Here is an 11907-nt window from a genome sequence, read left to right on the forward strand (position 1 = left end):
GGCTATCCGAAAAGATAGCCCGAAGACGACGGGTCGTCAGGCCTGGGCTGCCAGGACACGGCGCTCCCAGGGAGTAATTTCATCAAAGAAGCTGGTCAACTCCATGGTCTTCGAAGCGACGTAGCCTTCGATGAACTCCTTGCCAAACAGTTCCTTCGCCAATTGGCTACGTTTCAGACGCTCAAGAGCGGCATGCAAGGTACACGGCAACGAAAGATTATCCGGGACTTCAAACTCACCCTGAATCGCCTCGCTCGGCTCCAGTTGGTTTTCGATGCCATGCAAACCGGCGGCAAGGCTGGCGGCGATCGCCAGATACGGATTTGCATCAGCTCCCGGCAAGCGGTTCTCGACCCGACGAGCGGCCGGCGAACTGGCCGGAATGCGCAATCCGGCGGCACGGTTGTCGTGGGACCAGCAAGCATTATTCGGCGAGGCAAACGGATGGCACAAGCGCTGATAGGAATTCACGTTCGGCGCAAACAGCGCGGTGAAATCCGCCATGCCGGCCTGCTGTCCACCAATGAAATACCGGAAGGTCGCCGTCGGCTGACCGGCCTCGTCACTGAACACGTTCCGCCCGCTGCCGATCTCGACGATGCTCTGGTGAATGTGCATCGAACTGCCGGGCGTGTGCGCCAGCGGCTTGGCCATGCACACCACAGTCAGGCCGTGCTTGAGCGCGACTTCTTTGAGCAGATGCTTGAACAGTAAGGTCTGGTCGGCCAGCAGCAAGGGATCACCGTGCAGCAAGTTGATCTCGAACTGGCTGACGCCCATCTCGTGCATGAAGGTGTCACGGGGCAAGCCCAGCGCCGCCATGCAGGCATAGACTTCAGTGAAGAACGGCCGCAAGCCGTTATTGGAACTGATACTGAACGCCGAATGACCTTCCTCGCGCCGACCATCCAGGCCCAGCGGTGGCTGGAACGGCTGCGTCGGATCGGGATTGGCCGCGAACACGAAGAATTCCAGCTCGGTCGCCACCACCGGCGCCAGGCCCAGGGCCGCGTAACGCGCGATGACCGCCTTGAGTTGACCACGGGTCGACAACTTCGAGCTCTCGCCGGTCAGTTCATCGGCGTCGCAAATGGCCAATGCCCGCGGTTGTTGGCTCCAGGGCAAGCGGTGGATGTGCGCAGGGTCAGGCACCAGCGCCAGGTCGCCATCATCGCTGCCGTAAAAACGTGCTGGCGGATATCCGCCCATGATGCATTGCAGCAGCACACCCCGCGCCATCTGCAAACGCCGTCCCTCGAGAAACCCCTCGGCGGTCATTACTTTGCCGCGAGGCACGCCGTTCAAATCCGGCGTGACACATTCAATCTCATCAATGCCCGTCAATCGCTGTGCGAGTGAGCGCTGGCCATCGGTTGTCATGACGCAATCCTTTGTAATTGTGCGAGCCGCGAACGGCGACCCGTACAAAATAGGCTCCGCCTGTTCGGAATATCAAGCAGCGCACACAAAGAAATCACGGACCTGCGTAGGGTTATGCGGGTCGTTCAAGCAATTTCCGCGGCAACGCAATTTTTGTAATTGGATGGACTCGCCCAAGCCGAGGCGTCAATGCGCCACGATGGCAGTCTAAACAGCCAACGACAGCGAGGGCGAGTCCATGAAAAAGCATACTTCGATTGATCAATCCCTGTCTTCTTCCGATTTGTCGGCCTGCACAACCGTGGCGATCGATCTGGCCAAGCAGGTCTTTCAGGTCGCCGGTGAAGACGTCCTCGGCCAGGTGCACTACGAGCAACGGATCAAGTCGCGCGAGGCGTTTTATGAGTTTCTACGCCAGTTGCCGCCTCATGTCGTGGTTCTGATGGAGACCGGTCCGGGTGCTCAAGCCTGGGCCCGGCAGCTGCAAGACCAAGGCAATCTGGCGCGGATTCTTCCAGCCCGTTTGGTGGCCACACATCGTAGCGGGCCTAAAAATGATCGCAACGATGCGCTGGCGATTCTGCGGGCTGGTCGCGATGAAAAGATCTACGCAGTGCCGGTCAAAAGCGTTGCGGCGCTGGCAATGCAGGCGTTGCATCGCGCCCGCCAAGGCTATGTGCGTCGACGCACGGCGGTGAGCAATCAGATGCGCGGCCTGCTGCTCGAGCATGGCGTGGCCTTGGCGCAAGGTGACGTTGCGATCAGCCAGAAAATTCCGCGGGTCCTGGAAGATGCCACCCAGCCGGTGCCGGGCCTGCTGCGTGAACTGATCGACGAACTGTTGGCCGAGTGGCGCCATTTGAGCGAGCGCATCAGCGTGCTGACGGGGCGCCTGGAAGTGGCTGCCAACGCCGACATGACGGCGAAGCGACTGATGACTGTGCGCGGCATCGGCCCAGTTACTGCCACGGCACTGGTGGCCAAGGAAACCAAGCCTGAGCGATTTCCCAACGCCCGCAAGTTTGCCGCGTACTTTGGCATGGTGCCTGACCAGCACAGCAGCGGGCAGACGATCCGGCTGGGGGACATGACCAAGCGAGGTGATGTTTATTTACGCAGCCTGATGATCCAAGGAGCCCATGCAGTGCTGCAACAACTACGACCTGATTCCCAGCAACCCGATGACCGCCGCTTGTTGCGCTGGATGAGCCGGCTGGGCCGTAAGGAGGCTGCGATCAGGCTAGCCAACCGCAACCTGCGAATCGTCTGGGTGCTTCTACAGAATGACCAGACTTATCGTCGCCAGGCTGGTGATGGCCAGCAAGCGACGATGAGCCACTGAGCGACAGAGTTCTGCCACCGAGGTACTAACTGTCCGGCCCTTTGCTGAAAAAAAATTGACCCCAGGTAAGACCGGCGTGGATTGATGCCTTAGCTGCTACTGGCCTTCGAGGCCTGACTGTAATCGGCATACCACGAGCTCTTCCAATTTTGGCCAGAAGCCGAAGACGGCTTCCTCGAATAGGCCTAATACATAGATGCAACGGGGCGGCGGTTTTTCAAAAGCGGGTAGACAGTGGGGGCGAGTCCATACATAGCAGCTGGCGAAGCCTGCGTCCGGCTGCGCAGCAGTCGTAAGATCAGTCGATGCGGTGTTTCAGGAAAACCGCACACTCAGGTTTTACGACTGCTGCGCAGCCGGACGCAGGCTTCGCCAGCTGCTACCTAATCACGTTGCGGCTTAACTGACCGGCATTACCCACGTAGGGGTGTGTTTATCAGGGGAGATAGAGGCTGAATAGACCACCACCCAACGGGCCGCCATTGCTGATTTTGGTGCGCCCGCCCACGCCATTACGCTGGTGCAGCGCGGCGATCCGTCCGGCGAAGTACAGGCCCAGGCCGGTGCTGCTACTGCTGTAGTTGATGCCCTGCACATAGTCCGACTGAAGCTCGATCATCTGGGCTGGATAACCGTCGCCATCGTCGTTGATGGTCAGCACCAGTTGGCCGTCCTCATCGCTGACGCTGATCAACAGCGACTGGCGGGCGTAACGAATGGCGTTGGTGATGGTGTTGGCCAGCACCGAGGCAACCAGCTCCCGGTCGAAGAAACCCAAGGGGCTCAACGGGTCGACTTCATAGGTCGCGACAATGCCACGACTGGCGAACACCTCTTGATGACAGGCCAACTGCGCTTCGAGGAAGTCATCCAGATCATGGTAGGCCGGCTGCAACGGCATCTGATTGACGCCCAGTTTGTACAGCCCCAGCAACTGCACGAGCATGCCGTTGAGGTGAGCGAACTCATACTCGATGACGCCCTGCTCCGGGCTGTGCTGCTCGGGATCCGGCAAACGCGCCAGCCAATGGCTGTGGGCCTGCATCAGCATGGCCAACGAGTTCTTCATGTCGTGCACGGTGGAGGCAATTACCGTGGAAAAATCCAGTGCAGAGTTGTCTTGGCTCATCCGCTGAACGCCTTGATTTTCAGTTTCTGGTAGCGCGGATACCGCGCGTCGGTGTCGGGCATCATGCCGACCAGTTTCAGGCAGGCCCGGCATTCATCAAGTTCGGCCGACGGCACGCTGGTGTCCGCGCCGTGCAGCAGCGACTGCGCCATGTTCAGCGCGATACTGATGTTCTTCGGTTGCATATGCAGGGCCTTGCGAAACACCGCCCGGGCTTGCGCCAGGTTGCCGGTCTTGTATACCTGCACGCCTTGGCGGTTGAGTTCGGACGCCGCGTTGCTCTGACTGAGGATCGTCGGGTCATCGGTCAGTTTGGCGATGCCTTGCATCACCACCGGATCGTCACCGTAGATTTCCGCACAGTTTTTCAGCATCGACGCGCCGGCGCTCGCCTGCCCGAGCATTTGCAGCTGCTTGGCCACCAGCAGCGCCGCTTCGGCGCTCATAAACTGCTCCATGCCCTCGAGGCGCATCATCGCCTGCTCGGTGAGCTTGTCGGCGGTTTCTGCGTCGTTGAGCAGCAGGCTGGTGGCTTTCATCAGTCGCGCACGAATCTGCAGGCCGGGATCGCTGGGGTTTTCCTTGGCCACCAGACTGAGCGTCGTGTTGATCTCCAGCCGGGTGCGGGTATCCAGACCTTTTTCGCTGCCTTTGCTGATCAACGCGTGGGCCAGGCCCAGGTTGCTTTCGGCATCCTTGAAGCGCGATTGAGCGCCTTGGGAAACGGCTTGGCGATAGGCCTTGGAGGCCGTGTCGAAATCTTCGTTGGCCATCGCCAGTTTGCCCAGCAACGCCTGCCGGCGCACCGCCAGCGGCGACAGGCGAATGGCTTCTTCCAAAACTTTCTGCGCGCCCTTGGTATCCCCTTCGACCACCAGCACGTCGGCCATGCCGTCATACAGCGCCGGCATCATCGGAAACACTTTCAGGGCTTTTTCGTAAATGCCTTTGGCCTGGCTGACCTGACCGCGCTTGAACAACAACTTGCCCAGCCCGGCAAACGCCCACGGCAAGGGACGATCGGCAATGATGCTGTCGTAGAGGCGTTCCAGCGCTTCGTTCTGATTCAGGTCGCGCAAGGCGTCCGCGCGATAGCGCAGGCACAGCGGCGAATAACGGATGTCCTTCTTGCACAGCTCGATGCAGGCATTGAGCACTTCGAGCGGTTTGCCGCGATCAAGCGCTTGCAGGATCGGCTTGAGCAGGTTCTTGCGTTGCTCCAGACGCTCCAGGCGCTGGGCCAGGCCGGATCGGTTGAACGGCTTGGTCAGGTAAGCGTCGGGCTCGTGTTCCAGCGCGCTGAGCACCATGGCCTGGCTGGTTTCGGCAGTGACCATGACGAACACACTTTCATGGCTGATCAGCTTCTCGATCATCAAGTCTTCGAGGACTTGCTGACCGTTTTTCTTGCCGTCGCCGAGGTGGAAATCCTGCAGGATGAAATCGTAGGCCTTCTGCGAACACATACGCAGCGCCTGCTCACCGGTATCCGCGGTGTCGACGTCCTTGACCCCCAATTCACGCAGCATGGACCTGACGGAACTGCGGAAATCCGAGAAATCATCGACGATCAGAAAACTCTTTTGGTGATACGACAGCATCGAAGATTTCCAGGCAATTTGAGAAGAAGACCATGACCGTTCGGGTTATCGGCCAGGAGTGCCGTTCCCTTGAGAAATCCCGCCTTTCAAGTGTCTCTAAATATTTGAAGGTGTTATCAGAAACGGGACTGTCCTGAACTTTGGTTTCATGGAGGAGCCCGACGCACCCATGGCCAAGCAGGAAGTCAAGCTCCTGCTCGCTCGCAATAGCGATGATGAACGAATTTTGGCAACGCTATTTGGATGTTATCTCTATATCAGGCATTAGCGTTCCCAACCAAGCCACTAACCCCACAATCAAAACTGCTGTCGATAACTCGACCAACACGCTACGCCTTAACGCATTAGCCGCCACTCGATATTCCCCCTCCCGCACCGACCGCTCCAAAAGCGGGCCAAGGTGAAATCGGTTCAGTGCGGCCAGCACCAGCATCCCGGCAAACAACACCACTTTGATGATCAACAAAGTCCCGTAGGTGGTTAGAAGCACGGCATCGAGTTTTGGGCCCACGATGAACAGGTAGTTCACGACTCCTGTGACCGTGATGACGACTACGATCAAAGCACCCACCGATTCGAATCGGGTGACGGCCCGGGCCAGCAATCTGATGCTCTCTTCGGTTTGCAGCGTGTCGAGCATTGCCATCCTGGCAAAAGCGACTAATGCACCCAGCCAGGCGCCTGCCGCCAGCAGGTGCAATATGTCCATCGCAAAATGCCAATAACGACGACTGCCTTCATCCATCGCCCCGTGACCGCTCCAGGCGAGACTGGCCAGGGCGATTCCGCCGGCAATAGCTGCGACAAACAAGCTAACGCCAGGCGCACGCTGGTTGAGTATCACCGCTAAGCCGCCAACAACTAACGCGATGATTCGCACGATCCAGGCCAACCCTACGTCCGTCTCAAATACCATCATTTCAATATGCGGACGCAGCTCAGCGAAGTTCGACTCCCCACTCATAGCACTCGCCATCATTACCATGCTGGCGACAGACACCAGCACACCCAGCGCCACCGTCCCCGCCAACATAGACCGAAACGGCAACACGGCACCCGACGCTCGCTCTCGTCCCTTCAGGCTGTACAACCCGAAAAGCGCCACGCCAAAGAGCAGCATCAAATCCAGGTACAAGCCGAAGCGCAGGCCAATGCTGGCCCAATCGCTCATCAGTTACTTCACTTTGAACGAAACGTTGCCGGTGATCGGATGAGTGTCCGATGACACCGCGCGCCATTCGACTTTATAGCTACCCGCGGGCAATGGAGAGAGCGGCGTGATAACCATGGTTTTCGGGTCGCTGCCGCCAGAGACTTTGGCCTTCATGGGCATCGGGGAGTGGGCCATACCGGGCATTTCGGTCATGACCAGTTTCGCGCCAGAGAACTGGGTCATGAGGTTTTCGGAAAAGTGCAGTTCGATCTTGCCGGGGGCCGCGCCATCCGCGCCCTCCTCCGGGGTGGATGAGAGCAGTTTCGGGTGCGCCTGAGCGAACGTACTCATAAGCAGTGCGCTAGAAAGTGCGATGGCAACAGCGGTGGTTTTGATCAGTCGCATACAAGGCCTCTCACCGCTTCAAGCGGTATTTTTTTTGATTGTTAAGTTGACGCGTTCTAGAACCACAGCCGAACACCAAGGACGAGACGTGCTTCACTGCGATCCTCGCCGTCGTCCATAGCATAATCGGCGGTGTTGCCGTAGGTGCGGTTCCAGGTCACGCCGATGTAAGGCGCAAACTCTCGGCGGATTTCATAACGCAGGCGCAGGCCCGCTTCAGTGTTAGACAAGCCAGAACCGATGCCTCGTTGCGGGTCGTTTTTGCTGTAAAAATTAAGTTCGGCGGTTGGCTGCAAAATGAGTCGGTTGGTCAGCAGGATGTCGTAGTCGCCTTCCAGTCGAGCGGCGGTTTGGCCACCTTCACCGATAAACGCCGTGGCCTCGGCTTCGAAGTTGTACAGCGCCATGCCTTGCACGCCGAACGCCGCCCAGGTTTGCGGGTCGCCGGGTTTGAAATCCTGCCGAACGCCGGTTACCACGTCCCACCACGGGGAGATGGCGTGGCCCCACAGTGCCTGGACTTGCGCATCTTCAGTCTTGCCGTTGGTACGTTCGCCTTCGGAGCGCAGCCACAGGCGGTCGATATCGCCACCGATCCAGCCTGAGAGATCCCAGGCCAGGGTACTGCCGTCATCGGCGTCCTGCCATTCAAGTTTGTCTGCGAGAAAGTACGTGTTGAGCGCGGAGTCGTGCACGTTATGCCCATCCGGACTGACAAACACGGCGGCGCGATCGGCATCGGTCAATGCCGGGATCGGCGTGCGGCTTTCGGTAGGCGCGGCAGGCTGCATCTGGCCATCGTCCATGTTTTGCATCTGGCTGTGGTCCATGCCCTGCATCTGGCTATGATCCATGTTTTGCATGTCGCCCGTGGCGGCCATTGCCGAGGAAAGTGTCAGGCTCGCGGTCACGAGCGCCAAAGAAATCGGAGTGATCCTGATCATGGGTAGCGCCTCATTCTTCCACGCGAACTTCACGGAACATGCCCATTTCCATGTGGTACAGGAGGTGGCAGTGATAGGCCCAGCGGCCGAGCGCGTCGGCGGTCACCCGATAACTGCGCCGTGAGCCTGGCGGCATGTCGATGGTGTGTTTGCGTACCATGAACTGGCCGTTTTCGTCTTCGAGATCGCTCCACATGCCGTGCAGATGGATCGGGTGAGTCATCATCGTGTCGTTGACCAGCACCACCCGAACCCGCTCGCCATACTTGAGGCGCAGGGGTTCGGCATCGGAGAACTTCACGCCGTTGAATGACCAGGCGAACTTTTCCATGTGGCCAGTGAGGTGCAGTTCTATGGTGCGGCCGGGTTCGCGGCCGTCCGGGTCTTCGAAGGTGCTGCGCAGGTCAGAATAGGTCAGGACGCGACGACCGTTGTCACGCAGGCCGAGGCCAGGGTCACCAAGCTTGGGTGAGGTGGTCATGGCTTGCATGTCCACCAGCGGATTGTTGCTTTCCGTCGCGGGGTGGGACTGCATTTCGCCCATTCCAGCCATACCGCTGTGATCCATGCCCGCCATGTCGCCGCCCATACCGCCGTGATCCATACCGCCCATACCCATGTCATCCATGGTCACCAGCGGCCTCGGGTCCAGTGGTGGTATCGGTGCGGACACACCCGTTTTCACCGCCAGCGTGCCACGGGCATAGCCAGTGCGATCCATCGATTGGGCGAACAAGGTGTAGGCGTCCTGGGTCGGCTCGACGATCACATCGAATGTCTCCGCCACCGCGATGCGAAACTCGTCGACGCTCACCGGTTTGACGTGCAGACCGTCTGCGGCGACCACCGTCATTTTCAGACCGGGAATGCGCACGTCGAAGTAGGTCATGGCGGAGCCGTTGATAAAGCGCAGGCGCAGTTTCTCGCCAGGCCGGAATACCCCCGTCCAGTTCATGTCGGGCGACTGACCGTTCATCAAGTGGGTGTAAGTCGCGCCGCTGACGTCGGCCAGGTCCGTGGGATTCATCTTCATTTCAGCCCACATCTTCCGATCTGCGAGCGTGGAGCCCCAGCCTTTTTCACTGACATCGTGGATGAAGTCGCCCACGGTGCGCTTGTTGTAGTTGTAATAATCCGACTGTTTTTTCAACGTCTTCATCAGGTCGACCGCGTCTTCGTCGGTCCAGTCGGTCAGCATCACCACGTAATCTCGGTCGTACTGGAACGGCTCCGGCTCCTTCGCATCGATCACCAACGGGCCGTAAACGCCGGACTGTTCCTGAAGCCCCGAATGACTGTGATACCAGTAAGTGCCGTTCTGCCGGACCTTGAATTGATAGACATACATCCCACCCGGTTCGATTCCGTGAAAACTCAGCCCCGGTACGCCGTCCATGTTGGCCGGCAGCAGAATGCCGTGCCAGTGAATGGAGGTGTCGGCGTTGAGTTTGTTCCTCACCCGCAGCGTAACCGTGTCGCCTTCGCGCCAGCGCAGCAGTGGGCCGGGAATGCCCCCGTTGACGGTCATCGCGGTGCGCGGGTTGCCGGTGATGTTGACCGGGGTTTCACCAATGATCAGGTCGAAATCAGTACCGGCCAGGACATTCGCCTCGCCGGGACTGGTGATCGCCCAGACAGGTGTGCGCCATAGCCCGAGGCCGCCGAGAATCCCGGCGGCGGCGAGTCCCTTCACAAAGGTTCGTCTTGATGTTTCAGGTTGCATGGCGCTTTATTCCCAGTCAGTTGAATGACAGAGCAAGCAGGAGATACTGCCAAGTTTGATAAAGAGGGTAATGGGTGCAAGCTTTCAGAAGGCTGAGCGGAAGATTACCGTTTTGTCAGCTTCACCCGCGGCGCTGGCCGTGACCCACTCCAATGCGGAATTGCGCATCCCTGGTTTCTGAGTGATCATGCGCATCAATATAGGGTAGGTGGGTATGGTATGGCGCATGTTCATGGGCAAAAAGACGATCTGTTGAAGCGTGTTCGACGTATCGCCGGTCAGGTTCAGGCTATAGAGCGAGCGCTGGAGTCGGACGCGGACTGTGCCAAAACGCTGCATCTTGTCGCGGCCACACGCGGGGCGATGAACGGTCTGATGGATGAAATTATAGAAGCACATGCGCACGCTCACGTTGCGAATCCTGAATTGAGCGATGAAGAGCGCGCTAAAGGTGTCGAAGAGTTGCTTGAAGCTATCCGTCGTTACTCGAAGTAGACCCTGTCATGCCAAATTTTGCAGAACTGCTTCAACAGGGTGCCACCCACGCGTGGCTCTACTTCCCGAGCGCGATACTGCTAGGTGCGTTGCACGGGCTTGAGCCTGGCCATTCAAAAACCATGATGGCCGCATTCATCGTCGCCATTCGTGGATCGGTGAAACAAGCGGTGCTGCTGGGCTTGGCCGCAACGCTCTCGCACACGGCAGTGGTGTGGTTGGTTGCCATCGGTGGCATGTATCTAGGCAAAGGACTGGATGCTCAAACTACTGAACCGTACTTCCAGCTCGCGTCCTCCGCGCTGATCATTCTGATTGCGGTGTGGATGTTGTGGCGTACCTGGCACGGCGAACAAATGTTCAAGTTCGAGCAAGGTGATCACCACCACGGCGACCATGACCATGGGCATCACGATGAGACTCAGCGCATTGATACGGGCCACGGGCGGATCGAACTGTCGATCTTCGAGAAGGGAATGCCCCCACACTGGCGCATGAAGGCGTTGAGTGGGCATGCCTGGTCAGCGGCAGAGGTTCGACTGACGACTACCCGCTCAGATGGCAGCATTCAAGCGTTCTCGTTCGTCGAGCGCGAAGGTTTCCTCGAATCGACCGCCGATATTCCTGAGCCTCATGAGTTTAGTGCTCGCTTGAGTCTTGGGCATGCGGGCCATTCCCATGATTACGATCTGGATTATCAGGAGCACGGACACAGTCACGAGCATTCCGAGCTGGAAGGCCTGGAACTGTCGATAGATGGGTATCAGGATGCACATGAGCGTGCCCATGCCAACGATATCCGCAAGCGCTTCACCAATCGTGAGGTCACCACTGGCCAGATCATCATGTTCGGTTTGACCGGGGGGCTGATTCCTTGCCCTGCGGCTATCACCGTTCTGCTGCTCTGCCTTCAGGTCAAGGAAGTCGCCTTGGGAGGCGTGCTGGTCCTGTGTTTCAGCCTTGGTTTGGCGCTTACATTGGTGTCCGTCGGTGCGGCGGCGGCCATTGGCGCTAAACAAGCGTCCAATCGTTGGCCTTGGCTTGGCGCAGTTGCGCGTCGCGCACCTTATCTGTCCAGCGTGCTGATCATTGGTGTCGGACTCTACGTTGGGGTTCACGGCTGGATTGGTTTGAGTGCTGCATAGGCCAGTTTTGAACCATTTGCAGATCTGAAATCAGTACGTAAGAAGCTTCTGTTTTGTGCCGGTAATGCTGGCTTAATTCAGGTTCGGTTTTATCGCCTGAGTTAGGCCTCTCTGCAGGCCGTTTTATGCCCTGCGTCCAATTGTAAGAGCCATTTTCAGCGACTACACTCCAGCCCATGAAACGCTATCTGCGGTTTTGCCTCATCTTCATGATCAGCCTGGCGCTTCCCCTCAGCGGGATGGCGGGCGTTCAGGCACCGACAGAACCTTGCCCAATGAAGACGATGGGCATGGCGATGATGGACGACATGGGGATGGACTGCTGCACCGACATGAAAAGCCCTTCCGAGCACGGCAAACCTTGTAAGCCGGGCCAGGAATGCAAGACTGGCGGCATGCTGCAAGTCTCGATCTTCAAGCCTCCTGTAACCGTATTCAGCCCCGTCGTGCTTTCCTTCCTCAGCGATTCCCTACCTGTTCAGACCCCGTCCGGGGTATGGCGCCCGCCTCGCGTTTGATTCCTGTCCCACATTGAGCCTCATTCCGCATTAGCGGGATGGACTAGCTGCGCGCATGTCTTTTGACGCGTG

At 58.4% G+C, this 11907-nt stretch carries 11 protein-coding genes; 4 read left to right on the forward strand and 7 right to left on the reverse strand.

Annotated features, from left to right (window positions below):
* Positions 1–36: 36 nt before the first annotated feature.
* Complete coding sequence (locus ACYZTY_RS20670; protein ID WP_461959366.1) at positions 37–1278, reverse strand: glutamine synthetase family protein; 1242 nt, start codon at positions 1276–1278, stop codon at positions 37–39.
* A gap of 385 nt (positions 1279–1663) precedes the next feature.
* On the opposite strand from ACYZTY_RS20670, the gene ACYZTY_RS20675 reads away from it, so the two are divergent.
* Positions 1664–2722: an IS110 family RNA-guided transposase gene (locus ACYZTY_RS20675; RefSeq protein ID WP_461959234.1), complete on the forward strand. Its 1059-nt coding sequence runs from the start codon at positions 1664–1666 to the stop codon at positions 2720–2722.
* Positions 2723–3158: 436 nt separating this feature from the next.
* Here ACYZTY_RS20675 and ACYZTY_RS20680 read toward each other — a convergent pair whose 3' ends face one another.
* The 6 genes from ACYZTY_RS20680 to ACYZTY_RS20705 all read right to left on the reverse strand — a co-directional run bounded on the left by ACYZTY_RS20680 (position 3159) and on the right by ACYZTY_RS20705 (position 9677).
* Positions 3159–3851 (reverse strand): sensor histidine kinase, encoded by a 693-nt coding sequence (locus tag ACYZTY_RS20680; RefSeq protein ID WP_461955260.1) that lies wholly within the window; start codon positions 3849–3851, stop codon positions 3159–3161.
* Positions 3848–5452 carry a response regulator gene (locus ACYZTY_RS20685; protein WP_461955261.1) on the reverse strand — a complete coding sequence of 535 codons (1605 nt, stop codon included), beginning with the start codon at positions 5450–5452 and terminating at the stop codon, positions 3848–3850. Before ACYZTY_RS20685 ends, ACYZTY_RS20680 begins: the two co-directional genes overlap by 4 nt.
* Positions 5453–5687: 235 nt before the next feature.
* Complete coding sequence (gene copD / locus ACYZTY_RS20690; RefSeq protein WP_461955262.1) at positions 5688–6623, reverse strand: copper homeostasis membrane protein CopD; 936 nt, start codon at positions 6621–6623, stop codon at positions 5688–5690.
* Positions 6624–6626: 3 nt separating this feature from the next.
* Positions 6627–7010, reverse strand: a complete 384-nt coding sequence (copC, locus tag ACYZTY_RS20695; protein ID WP_461955263.1) for a copper homeostasis periplasmic binding protein CopC — start codon at positions 7008–7010, stop codon at positions 6627–6629.
* A 56-nt stretch (positions 7011–7066) separates the two neighbouring features.
* A complete protein-coding gene (locus ACYZTY_RS20700) occupies positions 7067–7954 on the reverse strand; it encodes a copper resistance protein B (protein WP_461955264.1) in 888 nt (295 codons plus the stop codon).
* 10 nt (positions 7955–7964) lie between these two features.
* A complete protein-coding gene (locus ACYZTY_RS20705) occupies positions 7965–9677 on the reverse strand; it encodes a copper resistance system multicopper oxidase (protein WP_461955265.1) in 1713 nt (570 codons plus the stop codon).
* 219 nt (positions 9678–9896) lie between these two features.
* Here ACYZTY_RS20705 and ACYZTY_RS20710 point away from each other — a divergent pair, with 219 nt between their 5' ends.
* The 3 genes from ACYZTY_RS20710 to ACYZTY_RS20720 all read left to right on the forward strand — a co-directional run bounded on the left by ACYZTY_RS20710 (position 9897) and on the right by ACYZTY_RS20720 (position 11835).
* Positions 9897–10172 carry a metal/formaldehyde-sensitive transcriptional repressor gene (locus ACYZTY_RS20710; protein WP_131062939.1) on the forward strand — a complete coding sequence of 92 codons (276 nt, stop codon included), beginning with the start codon at positions 9897–9899 and terminating at the stop codon, positions 10170–10172.
* Between the two features lie 8 nt (positions 10173–10180).
* On the forward strand, positions 10181–11317 hold the full coding sequence (locus tag ACYZTY_RS20715) for a nickel/cobalt efflux protein RcnA (RefSeq protein ID WP_461955266.1): 1137 nt from the start codon (positions 10181–10183) through the stop codon (positions 11315–11317).
* 176 nt (positions 11318–11493) lie between these two features.
* Positions 11494–11835, forward strand: a complete 342-nt coding sequence (locus ACYZTY_RS20720) for a hypothetical protein (RefSeq protein ID WP_461955267.1) — start codon at positions 11494–11496, stop codon at positions 11833–11835.
* Positions 11836–11907: the final 72 nt, after the last annotated feature.

The sequence above is a fragment of the Pseudomonas sp. LB1P83 genome, from assembly GCF_054897885.1.